The organism is Vibrio rhizosphaerae, assembly GCF_024347095.1.
Classification (GTDB): domain Bacteria; phylum Pseudomonadota; class Gammaproteobacteria; order Enterobacterales; family Vibrionaceae; genus Vibrio; species Vibrio rhizosphaerae.
Window position 1 is genome coordinate 2,547,979 of sequence record NZ_AP024903.1, and the last position, 18,655, is coordinate 2,566,633.

General features: G+C 46.1%; 17 protein-coding genes and 1 tRNA gene. 11 read left to right on the forward strand and 7 right to left on the reverse strand.

The genetic code is table 11. The features are described 5' to 3' along the window. The first annotated feature begins 265 nt into the window (after window positions 1-265). Together OCV37_RS11090 and OCV37_RS11095 are read left to right on the forward strand one after the other, a co-directional pair. Entirely contained in the window at window positions 266-3,019 is a 2,754-nt protein-coding gene (locus OCV37_RS11090) for a heavy metal translocating P-type ATPase (RefSeq protein ID WP_051680726.1), read from the forward strand. 85 nt (window positions 3,020-3,104) lie between these two features. Further along, window positions 3,105-3,983 carry a TraB/GumN family protein gene (locus OCV37_RS11095; protein WP_051680707.1) on the forward strand — a complete coding sequence of 293 codons (879 nt, stop codon included), beginning with the start codon at window positions 3,105-3,107 and terminating at the stop codon, window positions 3,981-3,983. 39 nt (window positions 3,984-4,022) lie between these two features. On the opposite strand, the gene OCV37_RS11100 is transcribed toward OCV37_RS11095, so the two are convergent. Continuing rightward, window positions 4,023-4,099: transfer RNA gene (locus tag OCV37_RS11100), tRNA-Pro, on the reverse strand. 644 nt (window positions 4,100-4,743) lie between these two features. On the opposite strand from OCV37_RS11100, the gene smrA reads away from it, so the two are divergent. After that, on the forward strand, window positions 4,744-5,325 hold the full coding sequence (smrA, locus tag OCV37_RS11105; protein WP_038183539.1) for a DNA endonuclease SmrA: 582 nt from the start codon (window positions 4,744-4,746) through the stop codon (window positions 5,323-5,325). A 64-nt stretch (window positions 5,326-5,389) separates the two neighbouring features. Here the strand turns inward: smrA and upp are convergent, their stop codons facing one another. After that, entirely contained in the window at window positions 5,390-6,016 is a 627-nt protein-coding gene (upp, locus tag OCV37_RS11110) for a uracil phosphoribosyltransferase (protein WP_038183936.1), read from the reverse strand. Window positions 6,017-6,250: 234 nt separating this feature from the next. On the opposite strand from upp, the gene purM reads away from it, so the two are divergent. From purM to nudI, 5 genes are all read left to right on the forward strand, one after another. Continuing rightward, window positions 6,251-7,291: a phosphoribosylformylglycinamidine cyclo-ligase gene (gene purM, locus OCV37_RS11115; RefSeq protein WP_038183537.1), complete on the forward strand. Its 1,041-nt coding sequence runs from the start codon at window positions 6,251-6,253 to the stop codon at window positions 7,289-7,291. 3 nt (window positions 7,292-7,294) lie between these two features. After that, window positions 7,295-7,942: a phosphoribosylglycinamide formyltransferase gene (gene purN / locus OCV37_RS11120; RefSeq protein WP_038183534.1), complete on the forward strand. Its 648-nt coding sequence runs from the start codon at window positions 7,295-7,297 to the stop codon at window positions 7,940-7,942. A 238-nt stretch (window positions 7,943-8,180) separates the two neighbouring features. Beyond that, the gene (locus OCV37_RS11125; protein ID WP_038183531.1) at window positions 8,181-9,050 is read left to right on the forward strand and encodes a radical SAM protein; all 870 of its coding nucleotides are present in this window, start codon (window positions 8,181-8,183) and stop codon (window positions 9,048-9,050) included. Then, entirely contained in the window at window positions 9,047-9,787 is a 741-nt protein-coding gene (locus tag OCV37_RS11130; protein ID WP_051680705.1) for a deoxynucleoside kinase, read from the forward strand. Before OCV37_RS11125 ends, OCV37_RS11130 begins: the two co-directional genes overlap by 4 nt. After that, window positions 9,757-10,185: a nucleoside triphosphatase NudI gene (nudI, locus tag OCV37_RS11135; RefSeq protein ID WP_038183528.1), complete on the forward strand. Its 429-nt coding sequence runs from the start codon at window positions 9,757-9,759 to the stop codon at window positions 10,183-10,185. Before OCV37_RS11130 ends, nudI begins: the two co-directional genes overlap by 31 nt. Window positions 10,186-10,223: 38 nt before the next feature. Here nudI and OCV37_RS11140 read toward each other — a convergent pair whose 3' ends face one another. Both OCV37_RS11140 and lpcA read right to left on the reverse strand, forming a co-directional pair. Continuing rightward, the gene (locus OCV37_RS11140; protein WP_038183524.1) at window positions 10,224-11,069 is read right to left on the reverse strand and encodes a class II glutamine amidotransferase; all 846 of its coding nucleotides are present in this window, start codon (window positions 11,067-11,069) and stop codon (window positions 10,224-10,226) included. A 30-nt stretch (window positions 11,070-11,099) separates the two neighbouring features. Beyond that, window positions 11,100-11,675, reverse strand: a complete 576-nt coding sequence (gene lpcA / locus OCV37_RS11145) for a D-sedoheptulose 7-phosphate isomerase (protein WP_038183521.1) — start codon at window positions 11,673-11,675, stop codon at window positions 11,100-11,102. Between the two features lie 315 nt (window positions 11,676-11,990). On the opposite strand from lpcA, the gene fadE reads away from it, so the two are divergent. Then, complete coding sequence (gene fadE, locus OCV37_RS11150) at window positions 11,991-14,477, forward strand: acyl-CoA dehydrogenase FadE (RefSeq protein ID WP_051680703.1); 2,487 nt, start codon at window positions 11,991-11,993, stop codon at window positions 14,475-14,477. Window positions 14,478-14,583: 106 nt separating this feature from the next. Here fadE and OCV37_RS11155 read toward each other — a convergent pair whose 3' ends face one another. Next, window positions 14,584-15,825, reverse strand: coding sequence for a TIGR03503 family protein (locus OCV37_RS11155; protein ID WP_038183520.1), 1,242 nt, complete (start codon window positions 15,823-15,825; stop codon window positions 14,584-14,586). A gap of 14 nt (window positions 15,826-15,839) precedes the next feature. Beyond that, the gene (gene dnaQ, locus OCV37_RS11160) at window positions 15,840-16,577 is read right to left on the reverse strand and encodes a DNA polymerase III subunit epsilon (protein ID WP_038183515.1); all 738 of its coding nucleotides are present in this window, start codon (window positions 16,575-16,577) and stop codon (window positions 15,840-15,842) included. Between the two features lie 57 nt (window positions 16,578-16,634). Between dnaQ and rnhA the strand changes: the two genes are divergently transcribed. Next, on the forward strand, window positions 16,635-17,096 hold the full coding sequence (gene rnhA / locus OCV37_RS11165; RefSeq protein ID WP_038183511.1) for a ribonuclease HI: 462 nt from the start codon (window positions 16,635-16,637) through the stop codon (window positions 17,094-17,096). 4 nt (window positions 17,097-17,100) lie between these two features. On the opposite strand, the gene OCV37_RS11170 is transcribed toward rnhA, so the two are convergent. Then, entirely contained in the window at window positions 17,101-17,829 is a 729-nt protein-coding gene (locus tag OCV37_RS11170) for a class I SAM-dependent methyltransferase (protein WP_038183508.1), read from the reverse strand. Window positions 17,830-17,882: 53 nt separating this feature from the next. On the opposite strand from OCV37_RS11170, the gene gloB reads away from it, so the two are divergent. After that, window positions 17,883-18,641, forward strand: coding sequence for a hydroxyacylglutathione hydrolase (gene gloB / locus OCV37_RS11175; protein WP_038183505.1), 759 nt, complete (start codon window positions 17,883-17,885; stop codon window positions 18,639-18,641). The last annotated feature ends 14 nt before the right edge of the window (window positions 18,642-18,655 follow it).

Here is an 18,655-nt window from a genome sequence, read left to right on the forward strand (position 1 = left end):
ACCTTTATTCAGATCGAGCTTATCAACTTCAGATCATATGTATTTTAGATCGAGATGTATCAGCCAAAAATTGCCCGGTATTCTAGCACCTGAGTATCAATCACGACAATGACCCTTTATCCTGATTTTTCAATCCCGTCCGTAGCGATTGCCCTATCATTTTCATGTTCAGTTTTCTAAATCATGAAAAACCTTGACCTTAACCTTGCGTCAAGGTTTATTTTGAAAGCCGATGGATGAACAGTGGGATAAAAAAGAGGCGAATATGAACCATTTAAAACTGCCATTATCAGGTTTGCATTGTATGGGTTGTGCCCGCAAAGTAGAACGTCAGCTAAAAAGCAATTTGAATGTCGAAATCTGCAATCTCTCCCCTGCTCTCATTGAACTGAATACCGATGCATCCCGCACCGATGTGATTAAACAGATCGAATCTCTCGGCTATCAGGTGGGAAGAGAACAACACTATACGCTTCAAGGGTTGCACTGCGGCAAATGTGTCCAGAAACTCACTGACTTACTGAGTGAAACCGATCAGATCCAAGATTTGAGCGTCACCAAAACATCGCTTTCACTGGTGACAACTCTACCGGAGCAAGCCATCGTCGATAAAGTCGCATCACTTGGCTATGAGGCTTTGACAGAAGAAATATCCGCTTCACAAAAACAAACCACGCCTTCCGCGACTGAGGCCGAAACAGCAGAAATAACAACCGAACGCCCCGCGACTGCAACAACTCAATCGGGGCAACAACATCATACTGACATCACAACCCATTTACTCGTCAAAGGGATGACTTGTGCCAGTTGCGTTACTTCTGTGGAAAAAGCCTTGCTATCTGTCTCGGGTATTGACGGTGCTCAGGTCAATTTATCAGAACAAAGTGCAGCCGCATTTTCCGCCCGCCAGCCCGATCAACAACAATTAATTGCGGCAATACGTTCTGCCGGATACGACGCTGAAATCATCGATGACCCCGCACAGCAGCAAGAAAAACAACAAATCCATTTAACAACTACGCTGAAATATCACCGCCGTAACGCTTTCATGGGGCTGTTGTTGGGGATTCCAATCATGGCATGGGGCATCTTCGGTGGCAGTATGCTGATTCAAACTCAGCAACAACAGTTAGGCTGGGGGATCGTCGGTCTCTTCTGTTTAGGGCTGCTATGTACTGCCGGGCAAGGCTTTTATCAAAGTGCATGGCAGGCCCTGCGCCACAAAAGGGCCACGATGGATACACTCGTCGCTTTAGGCACCGGTGTCGCATGGTTTTACTCAATCATGGTCGTTATCGCCCCGCACTGGTTTCCAATTCAGGCTCGTCATGTCTATTTCGAAGCCAGTGCCATGATTATCGGCCTGATCTCTTTAGGACATGCCATTGAAGCCAAAGCCAAAGCAAAAACAACCCAATCGTTACAGGCTTTGATCCAACTCCAGCCCCAACAAGCAACACAGATGACAGAGGACGGCGACCAAACCATCGCCGTCTCACAGATTGAGAAAGGGATGCATCTGAGAATTAAACCGGGAGATAAACTCCCTGTAGACGGTCTCGTCATAGAAGGAGAATCCTATCTGGATGAATCCATGCTTACAGGGGAACCGATTCCCACACTGAAACGTTCCGGAGATACGGTCTCCGCTGGAACCATTAATCATGATGGCAGTTTAGTAATAGAAGCAACCGGAGTCGGCAGTGAAACCATGCTTTCCCGTATCATTCAGATGGTCAGAAGAGCACAAAGTAGTAAACCACCCATAGCAAAACTCGCGGATCAAATCTCTGCTGTGTTTGTCCCCGTGGTGATTGCCATCGCGATTGTGGCTGCATTGGTTTGGTTCTGGTTCGGCCCAGAGCCCAAAGTGAGCTATATGCTGGTTGTTGCGACAACTGTTCTGATCATTGCCTGCCCCTGTGCCTTGGGTCTCGCTACACCACTCTCTGTGACGGTCGGTGTCGGCAAAGCGGCTGAGATGGGAATCCTGATCCGCGATGCAGAAGTCCTCCAAACCACCAGCCATATCGATACCGTTGTCTTCGACAAAACCGGCACCCTGACGGAAGGCAAGCCAAAAGTTCAGTCAGTTGTCTGCTTTGGCCAAGAGCAGCACGAACTGTTATCCATCGCCTACGCGCTGGAGCAGCAATCGGAACATCCACTAGCCAAAGCGATCTGTGAATACGCTCGCGACAAGCATATCGCTCCGGCTCAGGTGTCATCCTTTGAGAACTTGCGCGGACAAGGCGTCACTGCGGTATACAAGGGCAAAAAAGTTCACATGGGTTCCCAAAACTATATGACATCTCTGGGATTCTCATTCCATCAAATCCAAACCTCACTTGATGACGTTCTGACTCAAGCATGGACACCCATCCTGATTGCAATTGATCAAGAAATTCAAGGTGTGATTGCCGTGACCGATCCGATTAAAAACGATGCCGCAGAAGCCATTCAGGCGCTCAATGCGCTGGGGATCACAACCGTGATGTTAACCGGAGACCATCAAACAGTTGCCCAAAGTATTGCGAATCAGTTAGGTATTCAGGAGGTCGTGGCACAAGTTCTCCCGGATCAAAAAGCAGCACACATCACCGAATATCAGCAGAGCGGGCATAAAGTCGCAATGGTCGGTGACGGTATAAATGATGCCCCTGCGTTAGCACAAGCGAATCTCGGTATCGCTATGGGGAGCGGTAGTGATGTGGCCATCGAAAGTGCTCAGATGACATTCCTCAACAGTTCACCGCTGTCCATTCTCAATGCCATTTCATTGTCAAAAGCAACGGTAAAAAATATCAGGCAAAACCTGCTCGGTGCTTTTATTTACAATACCCTCGGCATTCCGGTTGCAGCCGGGGTATTGTACCCAGAATTTGGCTTTCTGCTTAGCCCGGTGATTGCCGGTGCCGCCATGGCTTTATCATCGATTACGGTGGTCACGAACGCCAACCGGTTACGGCTGTTCCAGAGTCAGCATCAACCCCATGATTCAGCACAAAAAGCGAAATGATTTTGAGCCATGAACAGTTGCTTATTGGTCACGACACCATCTATGCTAGCGTTCAAATGAATGCCAGAAGATAGGAAATCAACTTATGCAACTTACCCGCCTGCTTTCAGTCGGTGCGATCCTTCTCAGCTTCTATACCCATGCTGAGCCATTGTACTGGCTGGCCAGTAAAAATCAGATGCAACTGATGTTATTGGGATCGATTCATGTCGGGCACCCGGATATGTACCCTTTACCTCAACCGGTGATGGACTTTCTTCGTGACAGTGACGGATTAATCGTCGAAGCCGATATCCGTCAGGCCAATCAATTACAATATCCGCCGGCCAAGTGGACATCACAGCAAGTGCTTTCCGCTTCGGAGCTTGAAAAATTAGACAGCATCGCTGAACAGTTAAATCTCAATGCTCAGCGTCTGAAAACATTGCCTCCGTGGCAAACGGCTATCGGTTTACAAATGCAGGCAATGAATCGACTCGGGTTTCGCGCCGATCTCGGGGTTGATCAATACATGATTCAACAAGCAGCATCAGCATCCATTCCGATCATTGGCTTCGAATCACTTCAGTCTCAAATCGATCTGTTAGCAGGTATGAAGCAGAATGGTAAAGAGCTACTCACGGAAACACTGAAAGACTGGGGAAAAAATCCGCATGAGACCGAGTGTTTGGTCACAAGCTGGCATCAGGGCGATCCAGAACAGTTGAAACAGCTGATAGACAATCATGACATGTCTCAGGAAATGTCGGAACAGCTTGAAATTCAAAGAAATCATCGCTGGTTAAAGCAACTGATGTCCCCGCCCATTTTTTCTGAACATCCCTCGAAGTACCTCATCGTCGTGGGTGCCTTACACTTAATCGGTCAGGAAAACTTAATTCAATTGCTGACTCAGCAAGGATTCACCGTGACCCGACAGAATGTTATTCAGCCAGAGACGAGTCAGACCAGTCAATGTCACTGAACGAAAAAAGCCTCAGCATATGCTGAGGCTTCTTAAATATGGTCGGTGAAGAGGGATTCGAACCCCCGACCCTCTGGTCCCAAACCAGATGCGCTACCAAACTGCGCTATTCACCGAGATGTTGTCGGACGACTGTGAGCAGCGCCGCAACGGAGGGCTATAATACGGATTCTTGTTATAGACGCAACTCATTTTCGCTAATTTTTCAAAAAAAATAATCAAGTGCTCAAAAGACATCCATCTCTGATTATAAATGTGACAATGGACACATGAATTTCAACAAATAAGCAACTTCATCAATACACTTGATCCAGATCATCTCTTTATCCATTGACTCAATTTATGTTTAGTACGTCTTCGCAACTTTGAAGAAACCTCGCTTGAAACTAAACATCAACGTTTGGTCACAGGGTGCAGTTTCTTATCAACAAAGTCATGAATGACAAATCTCCTCACTAGATCGCTTAGCTCCTGTAAAAACAGTTATAAGCTATGCACCGGAGCGGACCCTTTTCCACTCCGGTTTTTTATTTCTATCTGTTCGCTCAATCTTTCCTATCATCTATCTCTGACCGTCATGATTCAGCCGATACATATCCCCCATGTCAATATTGTGTATATTTGACAAAAATATAGATAAACAGATAGGTAAATAAATGGGTAAACGAATGTTGCGAGAGTCTTGCATCTGAAAGTCACTTCGGTATATATACCCAATGACCTCAAGGTACGTGATTGACAACAATTCGGAGGAATACGCATGTCTCAGGAAGATTTCGAGTTATTTCAGCAAATGATGGAAGATGTCAAACCTCTGAAACACGATACGGCCGAACTCAAAAAAGATTTACAGATTACCGATGCTCATCTTGCCCGGCAAGAAGCAGCGATGAAGCTAGAACAGCATGATTCTGATTACTTGTCTCTGGAACATGCCCCACAAATCAAACCGCATGACCTGATTGAGTTTAAACGGAGTGGCGTTCAGGACGGTGTTTACCGAAAACTCAGACTGGGCAAGTATCCGATCCAAGCTCGTTTAGATTTGCATCGTAAAACACTGGAACAGGCACGCGATGAGATTGTGAAATTTTTGCGTCAGTGTATGCGAATGGATATCCGAACCGTGCTTATTATTCATGGCAAAGGTGAACATTCAAATCCGCCGGCACTGATGAAAAGCTATGTCTCATACTGGCTCCCCCAGATCGAAGAAGTCCAGTGTGTTCACAGTGCACAACGATTCCACGGTGGCAGTGGCGCTCTTTATGTGCTCCTGCGTAAAAGTCAGGTACAAAAACTGGAAAACCGCGAACGACACCAGAAAAAACGGCCTCACTAACCCGAAAATAAAAAAACAGTCAGACCTCGCGAGACTGACTGTTTTTTTATCTGATACACAAAAATTACTTAGTACCGAATATTTTGTCTCCGGCATCTCCCAGCCCGGGCACGATGTAACCTTGTTGATTCAGATGATCATCAATTGCAGCCGTGTATAATTCAACATCCGGGTGTGCTTTTTCTAAAGCTGTAATCCCTTCAGGGGCAGCAACCAACACCAAGACTTTAAATTGGGTACATCCTTGCGCTTTTAACAGATCAATCGTTGCAATCATCGATCCACCGGTTGCCAGCATCGGATCAACGACCAAAGCAATTCGCTCCTCAATGTTGGACGCAATTTTATTAAAATAAGGAACGGGCTCAAGTGTTTCTTCATCCCGATAGATACCCACGACACTAATCCGGGCACTCGGTATATGTTCAAGTACGCCATCCATCATCCCCAGTCCCGCACGAAGGATAGGAACAACCGTCACTTTTTTACCTTTGAGTTGATCCACTTCAACCGGGCCATTCCACCCTTCAATCGTCACTCTCTCGGTTTCAAAGTCTGCGGTTGCTTCATAAGTGAGTAGACTGCCAACTTCAGTGGCTAGTTCGCGAAAACGCTTGGTGCTAATATCTATCTCTCTCATCAAACCCAATTTGTGTTTGACAAGCGGGTGCTTCACTTCAACAACTTTCATCTGCATCTCCGACATTCAATCAAATAAACTTTCCGATTATACATACTTTCTATCGTTAATTTTATCCTTAACCTCAGGGAATATTATGATTTAGCGCATTGAGAAGCCATGATCGCCAAGAATTTTCCGACACTTCCATCAAAGAAAAAAATCAGCGCAAACGTTTTCCTTTTACTTTTTTCCCCTGTAGAATAGCGCCGTTTTCATATCCAACCAAAGAACGAGGATGACCCCGTGAGTGGCAAAAACACATCTCTGAGCTATAAAGATGCAGGCGTTGATATTGATGCAGGTAACGCACTTGTAGAGCGAATTAAAGGTGCAGTAAAGAAAACACGTCGTCCAGAAGTTATGGGCGGTCTCGGTGGTTTTGGTGCCCTGTGTGAATTACCAACCAAATATAAGCACCCCGTGCTTGTATCAGGGACAGACGGTGTCGGCACTAAATTACGTCTGGCACTGGATATGAAAAAGCATGACACGATTGGGATTGATTTAGTCGCCATGTGTGTCAATGATTTGATTGTACAAGGTGCTGAGCCCCTATTTTTCCTTGACTATTATGCAACCGGGAAACTAGATGTTGATACCGCAGCAGACGTCGTTTCTGGTATTGCCGAAGGCTGTCTTCAGGCCGGCTGTGCACTGATCGGTGGTGAGACCGCTGAAATGCCCGGCATGTACGAAGGCGAAGATTATGATGTCGCGGGATTCTGTGTCGGCGTCGTCGAAAAAGAAGCGATTATCGACGGTTCTAAAGTTGAATCCGGTAATAGCTTAATTGCGGTTGGTTCAAGTGGCCCTCACTCAAATGGGTATTCGCTGATCCGTAAAATTCTGGAAGTCTCGAATGCAGATAAGTCAGAATTGCTGGCAGGAAAAGCCGTCGGTGAGCATTTGCTTGAACCGACTAAAATTTACATCAAGTCAGCACTTAAACTCATCGCTGAACACGATATTCATGCAATCTCACATATTACCGGTGGTGGATTCTGGGAAAATATCCCTCGCGTTTTACCACAAGGTACCAAGGCTGTTATTGATGGCAACAGTTGGGAATGGCCAGCAATTTTCAAATGGCTACAGGAAAAAGGCAACGTCGATACTTACGAAATGTACCGGACTTTCAACTGTGGCGTCGGTTTGATTATCGCATTGCCTGAAGCGCAAGCTCAAGCTGCGGTCAAACTGCTTCAAGCTGAGGGAGAAAATGCTTGGATCATCGGTCATATTGCACCAGCACAGGCTAACGAAGCGCAAGTAGAGATTAAATAGTTCATGAAAAGTATTGTCGTTTTAGTTTCGGGAAACGGGACCAACTTACAAGCCATCATTGATGCTTGTGACTCTAAAATGCCTAATGGCAGGGTCACTGCTGTTTTTTCAAACAAAGCAGATGCTTACGCACTGGAAAGAGCTAAAAAAGCAAATGCAGCGGCAATCTTTGTCGATCCCAAAGCCTTTGACACGCGGGATGCATTTGACCGTTCATTGATGGAACAAATTGACGAATACGCACCAGACCTGATTATTCTGGCTGGTTATATGCGTATTCTGAGCGCCGAGTTTGTTCGTCATTACATGGGAAAAATGATTAATATTCATCCTTCACTACTGCCGAAATATCCCGGTCTGAATACCTATCAGAGAGCAATTCTCGCCGGGGATGAAGAGCATGGCACCAGTGTTCACTTCGTTACAGAACAGCTGGATGGTGGCCCGGTCATTCTACAGGCACGAGTCCCGATTGATGACGACGATACCATTGAATCGCTGACCCGTAAGATCCAGGAGCAAGAACACCGGATCTACCCGTTAGTCGCTCAATGGTTTGTTGAAGAGCGCGTCGAGATGCGTGATGGCAAAGCCTACCTTGATGGCGAACAACTGGGGATTTATGGCTATAAAGGCCATTCGGCACGTTAATTACCACTGTTTATCCTCAATACTGAATAGGCGGCTCTTCTGAGCCGCTTTTTTATTTCATATTCACATCCGGTTCATACCAATATCCAACATCTCTGGTGCTGATGCGCTCCCGTTCGCAGTCATGTTCACAGCCGTATCACTCCGCTCATATATTCCACAGCTCAAAAGCACCCACTTGCATAATAACAATATAAAGACTATGGTTATTTAACCCTCATAGAATGGATTGCTAAATATGTTAGATATCAATACTTTATTGTTAGATTTCCGAATTACGTCCTACTGTAATCTCGACTGTGATTTGTGCTTCAGAAACCCGGGTATTGAAGATCAATCAACCGAGAGAGCATTAAGCATATTAGACAAAATGTACCAAGTCGGATTTCGCCGAGTCGGTTTTACCGGAGGTGAACCCACGACACGAAAAGATTTTCTCACCTTAATTGAACATGCCAAAAAACTTGGCTTTATGACTTACCTATCAACCGTTGGTCACCGCTTTATTATGGATCACGAACGGTTAAACGGTGTGTTGGACTGGGTTGGCATCCCGATTGATGGCATAGAAAAACAAACCAACAGTGACATCAGAAGTGAGAAAATGGGTAATCAGCATCGCGTGATCAAAGATATTCTCACTTGGTTATCTCAGACAAATAACACTATCAATATCAAACTTACCACCGTTGTATCTCAAGCCAATGCCCATCAAATTTCCGATATTGTTCGTTGGGTCAATTGTTTCCCCTATAAAATCCAGTCTTGGCGCTTTTATCAGTTTTGTCCACTCGGTGTAGGTAAGGAAAAAAGAGATAAACTGGAAATCGATACCGATCAATTCATCAACACCATGAAGCGAACAAAAAATGAATTCCCGGATCTACCCTTAAGCTGGGCTACATTTGAAGAAAGGGACAAAGCCAATATTGTGATGGAACCCAATTTTGATGTCATTATTCCTGACGGAGAAAATTATACTTATCTGTGTAATATGGAGAAAGATTCACCTGAGCAGATTATTCACCATATTTTCGGTCAACCTGAAATTATGCAGAAATGTGAAAATAATCGATTCTGGCTTGATGAAATGGCGTTTGTCTCATGAATAAACATCATCTTTATACACCACCTTGGACGGTCGGTGAACGACCGGATGCACCAGATTCAGCCCCATTGTACATCGTTCTATCCGGTAACTCTGGTGTCGGTAAAAGTACACTACTTCGCGCAATCTCAACCTATATTTATGAGATCACCCCCCAAACAATCGCAATTGATGAAAAGTCACTTCATCATCCGTTATTACAAAACCTCTTTGATAAAACAACAACGTATGGCTTTCCATTACAGCTTAATTTTATGATTCAGCGAGTACTGCTGGTTAAATCTTGGCTGGATAAAGGCGTTAATGTTATTATGGAACGCTCTCATATTGAGGATTATATATTTGCAAATTTTATGTATAAGCAAGGATATATATCCAGAGAACAACATCAGGCTTATATGTCTTTATGGCATGAACTCATGGATATCATTCCCAATCCTGATGTGATTGTTTATATGAATTTTCCACCCGAATTTTCATTAAAAAATTTATTCAATGACGAGTTAAAAGGCATTCGTCCCCGAGAGTTTCCTGATGAAGCCATTAAACAACGGTGGATTCATGGCTGGGGAGAAGAATATCAATCGTTGATTGATAACTTACCAACACATTTGCAAGCTCGGGTCGTTGAATATAATCAACAGATGACCATTGAAGATATAACCAAACTCGTTATCAATAAAATTCAGAATAAACAGGAGCCTTTATGCGACAGCGAACCATTGTTTGCCCCTTAATTACCAATAACGGGGATTACTTACTTTGTAAAATGGCGAATGATCGTGGTGTATTTCCCGGTCAATGGGCGCTTCCCGGCGGCGGCATGGAACCGGGTGAAACAATGGAAGCAGCATTAAGACGTGAAATCAGCGAAGAGTTAGGGCCTGATTTAGAACTCACCCGAATTTCGCCTTGGACATTCAGAGACGATACTCGAATCAAGACTTATCCCGACGGCTCTCAGGAAGAGATCTATATGATTTATCTGATCTTCGACTGTGAAAGTGCCAACCGCCAGATTGCAATCAATGATGAGTTCCAAGAATTTAAGTGGGCCAGTATTGATGAACTCCCAACGCTGGATCTCAATGACGCCACAAAAGTGACATTTGCACAGAAAGGACTGTTGAAATAATGCCAGAGGCTTGCAATCCGCAAGCCTCTGCTGTTCTGTTATTCCAGTGGTTCCGTCGGTGCCTGAGAGCCGGGTTTATCTTCCGCAAACGGCACATCGGCTAATTGACTCTGATTACTGTCAATCAACTCACCATGATGAAAAATATTGTATTCTCCGGGCTTCATTCGGTGCCACTGCTCGTCCACTGTCAGTGGCTGAGTCGCAATTACCGTCACCACATCATTGGGTGTCGTTTCTTCCTGAAAATTCACTTCGACTTCTTCATCAATCAGCGTCGCCTGCCCAAAAGGTGAGCGGCGTGTAATTGAGTACAGATGGTTCGTGCAGTAGGTCATCACATGCTCACCATTGGTCAGAAGCATATTAAACACCCCCATCTGTCGGAGTTGATCACACTGCGTAGCAATAAAGCGACAAACTTCTATCGCATCATCGGGTGGCGTCGGATATTGATCATCCAAGCGCTTTAACAGCCAACAAAATGCCTTTTCACTGTCGGTTTCTCCCACCGGCCGATGATTGGCCGTATCGAGATCTTCATAGCCACTCAGTTGTCCATTATGAGCAAATGTCCAGAAACGCCCCCAGAGTTCGCGTGTAAACGGATGGGTATTCTCTAAACTGACCCCTCCGCGATTGGCCTGACGAATATGGCTAATCACTGCACGACTCTTGATTGGATATTTCCGGACTAACTCTGCAATCGTAGACTGATAACCCGGCTTCGGATCCTTGAATGTGCGAAACCCCTTCCCTTCATAGAACGTAATCCCCCAGCCGTCCCGATGCGGGCCTGTCTTACCACTGCGTTGAATCCAGCCAGTAAAACTAAAACAGATATCGGTCGGAACATTAGCGCTCATGCCGAGCAATTCACACATAACCAGTATTCTCCCTGTTGAATGGATGCTTTAAGCCATTTCTTTCTCGATCAACATGATCAGGATATGAATAATTTTAATATGAATTTCCTGAATTCGGTCAGCATAGCCGAAATGAGGAACACGAATTTCAACATCCGCAACACCTGCCATTTTGCCGCCGTCTTTACCGGTTAACGCGATGGCTTTCATGCCTTTCGCCTGTGCCGCCTCAATGGCCTTCAGGATGTTGCCTGAATTACCGGAAGTCGAAAGCCCGAACAATACATCGCCTTTGGCACCAACAGCCTCAACATAACGAGAGAATACAAATTCATAACCAAAATCATTACTGACACATGACAGATGACTCGGGTCTGAAATGGCAATCCCCGGATAGCCCGGCCGGTTATCACGATAGCGTCCGGTCAGCTCTTCAGCAAAATGCATCGCATCACAATGGGAGCCGCCATTCCCACAAGAAAGCACCTTTCCACCCTGTTTAAAAGAATCTGCAATCAGCTTGGCAGCCGCCTCAATCTGAGCAATATTTTGCTCATCACTTAAAAATTTGTTTAATACGTCGGCAGCTTCGTTCAGCTCGTTCTTAATTAAATCGTGGTACATAACTCAATTCTCTTTGATGTATGCTGAAATGGCACTCTTACGATAAGAGCGATACATGTTTCCGGCTCATTCAGGATATATGGGTGAAATGTTCCGGTGATAATCATGAGTTTACCCCAACAATTCATTCTGTCGAGCCTTGCCCTGCAAGAATGCTGTTTCTTCCTTCAGATCCAGCGCATCATCTCACCAAATCATCAGAAAGTGACTCACAATTCGATCTCCTTAACACTTTTGCAACATTACAACTGGTAAGACCTCTTCGATAGTTCTACGATAAAAGCATCTGATATCTCCCGATTAAGGAAAAGAAATATGAGTATTTTGCTCTCGATCGTCGTATTACTCGCGGTATGGGGAATCTGCGCCTATCATCGTCTCTCAATGGCATTGGGAACAGGAATGCTTACAGCGTCACTCATTGTGTTAACGCTGCTTGGCCATGTCGGTTTCATATTCTGGGTAATTTATGCACTGGTGATTGCCTGTGTCATTGTGCCATCGATTCGACAAAGCCTCCTGACCTCCCAAATTTTCAGTCTTTTTAAACGCCTGCTCCCAACGATGTCTCAGACCGAAAAAGAGGCGTTGGATGCAGGGACAGTTTGGTGGGAAGCCGAACTATTCCGAGGCAAACCCGACTGGCAACAACTGCATCGTTATCAGGCCCCCCACCTGACAGAAGAAGAGCGCGCATTTTTAGACGGGCCGGTCAATCAGGTCTGTGAGATGGTCAACGATTATCAGGTCTCCCATGAACTGGCTGATTTACCACCTGAAGTCTGGGAATATCTCAAAGAACAAAAATTCTTTGCCATGATTATAAAAAAACAGTACGGCGGTCTGGAATTTTCAGCCTATGCACAATCGCTGGTACTACAAAAGCTTGCCGGTGTATCCGGGATTCTCGCCATCACCGTCGGTGTTCCAAACTCTCTGGGGCCCGGAGAGTTATTGCAACATTACGGCACCGAAAAGCAAAAAGATTATTATCTGCCCCGGCTGGCAACCGGTCAGGAAATTCCCTGTTTTGCCTTAACCAGTCCTGAAGCCGGCTCGGATGCCGGTTCGATTCCTGATTTCGGTGTGGTTTGTAAAGGCACATGGGAAGGCAAAGAAGTCGTCGGAATGCGTCTGACCTGGAATAAACGCTATATCACACTGGCCCCGGTAGCGACCGTCCTTGGGTTAGCCTTTAAATTACAAGATCCCGACCATTTGCTTGGTGAAGAAGAAAATATCGGCATCACCTGTGCGCTGATCCCAACCGATATGGCCGGGGTGGAAATTGGCCGGCGTCACTTCCCGCTGAATATTCCATTCCAAAACGGCCCGACGCAGGGCAAAGACGTGTTTGTCCCGCTTGATTTCATCATTGGCGGGCCAAGTATGGCTGGCAACGGATGGCGCATGCTGGTTGAATGTCTGTCGGTGGGTCGTGGCATCACCCTGCCATCGAACTCAACCGGTGTCACCAAAACGGCAGCGGTCGCAACCGGAGCCTACGCCAGAATCCGCCGTCAATTTAAGCAACCGATCGGTAAAATGGAAGGAATAGAGGAGCCTTTAGCACGTTTAGGAGGGAACGCCTATCTGATGGATGCTGCTTGTCAGCTCACCGTGACCGGTATTATGCGCGGTGAAAAACCATCGGTCATTTCGGCCATCGTCAAATATCACTGTACTCACCGCGGACAACAATGTCTGAAAGATGCAATGGATATAACCGGCGGTAAAGGGATTTGTCTTGGTCCATCAAACTTTCTGGCGAAAAACTATCAGGGCGCGCCTATCGCAATTACGGTTGAAGGGGCCAACATTCTGACCCGCTCCATGATTATCTTTGGCCAAGGTGCGATCCGCTGTCACCCTTATGTGCTCAAAGAGATGGAACTGGCCCATTCTCAAGATGAAGATGCGATGACGAAGTTCGATCAGACACTCAGCGCACACATTGCTTATACCATCAGTAATGCTGTCCGTAGCTTCTGGCTCGGTCTCACCAATGGACTCGGATCTGCCGCACCACATCAGGATGAAACCAAACGTTACTACCAGCGACTGAACCGTTACAGTGCCAATCTGGCATTCATGGCTGACCTGACGATGCTGACACTCGGCGGTAGCCTGAAACGTAAAGAACGTGTATCCGCCCGTCTGGGAGATTTACTGAGTCAATTGTATTTGTCTTCAGCAACATTAAAACGTTATGACGATGATGGTCGTCACACTGAAGATTTAAGCTTGGTTCGTTGGGCGCTGGAAGATAGTCTGAAGCAGATGGAAGTGGCATTGTCTGAATTACTGGATAACTATCCATCCCCGACACTGGGCTTCCTGCTCAAACGCATCCTCATGCCTTTTGGTCGCGTCTGTCATGGTCCCAGCGATCAGCTGGATCATCAGGTTGCCAAACTTCTGCAATCCAACACAGCACCAAGAAACCGTCTGGGTCGCTATCAGTACTGGTATGCCAGCGAACATAACCCAGCGGGCCGGATTCATCAGGCTCTGGATACCATCATTCAGGCTGAACCGATTTTTGATAAAATCTGTCAGCTGAAAAATAAACATTATCCATTTACCAATTTGGATCAGCTGGCAAAAACCGCGCTGGATGAACAGCTGATTTCAAGCGACGAATCTGATTTACTCGTCAAAGCTGAACAGGAACGATTGTATGTGATTAATGTTGATGATTTTGCACCGGATGCATTAGCTGCCGGATCGCCTGACCAGCCAAAACCAGGAAAAGCAAAGCGCAGCAATCGTAAAACGGCCAGTCCGGTACAGGAATCCTAAAGTCAGGCATACAAGAAAAAGCAGTGTCAGTCATGCCGATAAGTAAAAATGCCAGTCAGGATACTGACTGGCATTTTTTACGTTGACAGAATTCAACACATCACGATTACTTTTTCGGCATATCAAGCTGGAGTGGCATCTTTTGCGCCTTCCTCTTGCGGACAATCGTCCAGATGACCAGTCCAAGAATCAAAGCACCTATATTTCCGAGCACGATATAAATCAGCTTCCACTTTCTTGCTGATTCTCGCTGTTGCAATATCGCTTCCTGCTGTTCCTGCTTCACTTTCTCTGCGAGAGCTCTCTCCTGCATCAGGCGTGTCTGCTCGATATTCACATCTTCCACAACACTATACGTATGTTCAGAAATCGGAAAAATAAGTGGCCGCTGAGAGTTGACCTCAGTCGCATAAACTCGACCATTCCATTTAAAGTTCCCCACTTCACCATCGTTCGGAATGGTCAGTTTAACCGTCAGCGATTCACGATCGGCTTGCCCTTCAGCAGTAAAGTGGTTGTCATATCGATCCCAGTGATCGACATGTGCTATCACCGAGCCCGGTTCGATCGTGCCCTCTAACCCGGTAAACACGACTTGATGAGATTGCCCATCAACACGAGATTGTATAAAAGAGGTGGTAATCGGTGAGGGATAAACCAGTACTTCCTGCTCCTGCGCACGTAAAAAGACGCCATTTCCCGAGGTAATGCGAGCCCGGTATCGGCCCGGTTCAGAGAAAATTTTCAATTTTACGGTAAACACGCCATCACCGGGTTTTTCATCGAGTCCCCGACCATCATCGGCAAACTCGCCGATCACATCCGGGGTCGGGCGCGCTTCTTTGACCAGTTGTGCTTCATTCTCAATATATTTAGTAAAGGTCACTTTCAGTTTGACGCGTTCCAGAAAATCGCGAATGGTTAACGGCTTATCATCGGAAGTCAGTCTGGCGGTAAACTTAATTTCTTCGCCCTGATATAATCGCAGCGGGAGTTGATCGGTGGTCAACGCCAGATTTGAAATCAGCCTGATATTATTTTTGGGAGTTACCTTGCCCACCGCTTGCCAAGGGCCGGGCATCGGCTTATCAATTGAAATAATATCCATTGATGGTTCCTGATACCAACGGACATTATCCGGATGCCGCCATGAATAGTATTTCGTGCCATCCGGACGAACCAATACCACGGGTTTCGAGGGTTTCTCACGGTAAATGACGAACGTAATCTGACTGATGGTCGGATCCACACGAACGCGGTTATCCAACAAAGACACCGGAGAATTTGTTGCAGCATAACTTCCCAGCGATACCCATAGCCCGATAAAGATCGTTAACACCCGCAACATATATACTCACTCTCCTACTGACGCCAAAGACAGCTGCCATTTTTTTCAACTAAATCTAAACGATCTTGATGTGCTTGTATTTCATCGGCAGTTGCACTTAAAACCTTTAGTGATTTTCGGCCAGTCGCCACTCTGCGAATCGCTTCACCACCATCACTGTTACTTTGCCCTGCAGAGAACTGTAGCGAGGTTTGCCCGCCGGTCATCAACAAATAAACGTCAGCCAGAATCTCCGCATCAAGCAAGGCCCCGTGCAACGTCCGGTGTGAATTATCGATGCCATACCGTTCACATAACACGTCAAGATTGTTCCGCTTTCCGGGGAAAATCCGCTTGGCCATTGCCAGTGTATCGGTCACCTTGCAATACTGTTCCGTTTTGCCAATGCTGGCATCCAGCTTCGCAAACTCATAATCCATAAAGCCGACGTCAAACGGTGCATTGTGAGCGACCAACTCGGCCCCGCGGATAAATTCAAGAAAAGATGCATGGACATCTTTGTACATCGGTTTGTCGACAAGAAATTCATCGGTAATCCCGTGAACTTCAATCGCTTCTGACTGGATTTGACGATCCGGCTTGAGATAGACATGAAAATGTCTGCCGGTCAGTTTGCGGTTGATAATTTCAACCGCACCGATTTCGATGATCCGATGCCCCTCATAGTGCGGGCCACCATCTAAGTTCATACCCGTGGTTTCCGTATCCAGAACCACAATACGATGTATTTCAGAATTGTTGCTAGTATTCATTGGGATAACTGTGTCAGACTATGTTGATTCAATCACTGTGGCTTATAGTATCAAATCATGGCGAAACAGGTGGAAATTTTCACAGATGGTTCTTGTCTCGGCAATCCGGGACCAGGTGGGTATGGCATTGTTCTGCGTTATAAAAGCACTGAAAAAAATCTTTCGCAAGGCTTTCGGTTAACCACAAACAACCGCATGGAAATGATGGCAGCCGTAGTCGCACTCAAAAGCCTGAAAGAGTCCTGTCACGTGATTCTCACAACGGACAGCCAGTACGTCCGACAGGGCATCACGCAATGGATTCATAACTGGAAGAAAAAAGGCTGGAAAACCGCCGATAAAAAGCCGGTTAAAAACGCAGATTTATGGCAAGCACTGGATAAAGAAACCCAGCGCCATCAAGTTGAATGGCACTGGGTCAAAGGCCATGCCGGCCACAGGGAAAATGAAATTTGCGATGAGCTGGCTCGCACCGCGGCGGAATCCCCTACCGCTGATGATGAAGGCTATCAACCCTAGCCGATTACTCAGAATGGATCCGATAGTTGATCCGAACCGGACTCAGTGTCCGTTTTAAACGCCAGTGCGGCTTAATCGGCTTAAGCGGATAGGTTCTTTTCCGGGCAACGATAAAGTACAGACTGCCGAACGTCCGCCAGCAATCACTGATGTTATTTTCCAGCCAGGTCCAGAGCGGACGATAATTCTGGATCGGAAATAACGCATACCGTTCACACTCAATCACCTGATAGTTCAACACACCCAGCCAATCACTGATACGGCTGGGTGTGAACATCCGCCCACTCCACGGCAAATATTTCTTGCGCCACGGTAAAATACTTGCGCATCCGGTCAGGCTCATCGGATTAAATCCGGTCACAATCAAATACCCATCATCAACCATTACCCGATCCACTTCTCTGAGCATTCGGTGCGGATCGTTACAATAGTCGAGCTGATGCGCCAAAATGACCACATCAATACTTTTTTCCAGAAAAGGTAAGTCATATCCATCTGCAATCAGTGTATGCAATGGGTTTTCTATATCTAAATGGACTTGATGTTGAATATTTGAAAGACTACTGGCAAGCTCACAACTTAAGCCACCCAATTTCAGCATATGATAACCAAATAATTTCGGCCACCACTCATCTAACCGGGTTTGTATCGACTCACTGACCCATTGACCATTTTTCAGCTGGTTCCAAGAGTGCGGCTTATCGATTTTTTTTTCACTGCGTGCCGGTTCCATGACTGCCCCGCTACATAATAAGCTCAATAAAAGAAGGTGAATGGAGATAACTCATGTTAAACATCAAAAGCATACCTGCATTTCGCGATAATTACATCTGGCTCATCCAAAATCGGGATCAACACTGCGTCGTTGTCGATCCCGGCGATGCAGGCGTAGTCATCGACTACCTGACATCCAATCATCTGACTTTAGATGCCATCCTTATCACCCATCATCATCCCGATCATACTGGTGGCATCAGTGAACTGGTTCGCCACTTTCCCCATATTCATGTTGTCGGTCCGGCGGATGAAGCCATACCGGGTATCACTCATGCTGTCTCCGGTGGTGACCAAATTGAAGTGTTTGACCATATTTTCCATATTCTCGATTTAAAAGGTCACACTCTGGGACATATAGGCTATCTGGGTGAATCCGAAGTTTTCTGTGGGGACACTTTATTTTCTGCCGGATGCGGCCGCCTATTTGAAGGAACAGCGGCAGATATGTGGCAGTCCTTACAGAAATTAAGAGCCTTACCGGAAGAAACTAAGGTTTACTGCGCCCATGAATATACAGCCAGTAATATTGCTTTTGCGTTAGCCGTCGAGCCATCAAACACAGCGCTACAGGCTTATCGCGATACCGTCAATCGCCTGCGCGCCCATAATCAACCCACAGTACCGACGACCATCGGACTGGAGAAACAGATTAATCCTTTTTTACGTCCGGATCAGGCTGAAATGATTAAATCCGTCTCAGATAAGACCTCAGACCTTGATCCCCTTTCTGTTTTTACGGTATTACGTGAATGGAAAAATGAATTTTAACACTTCCTCTCTTG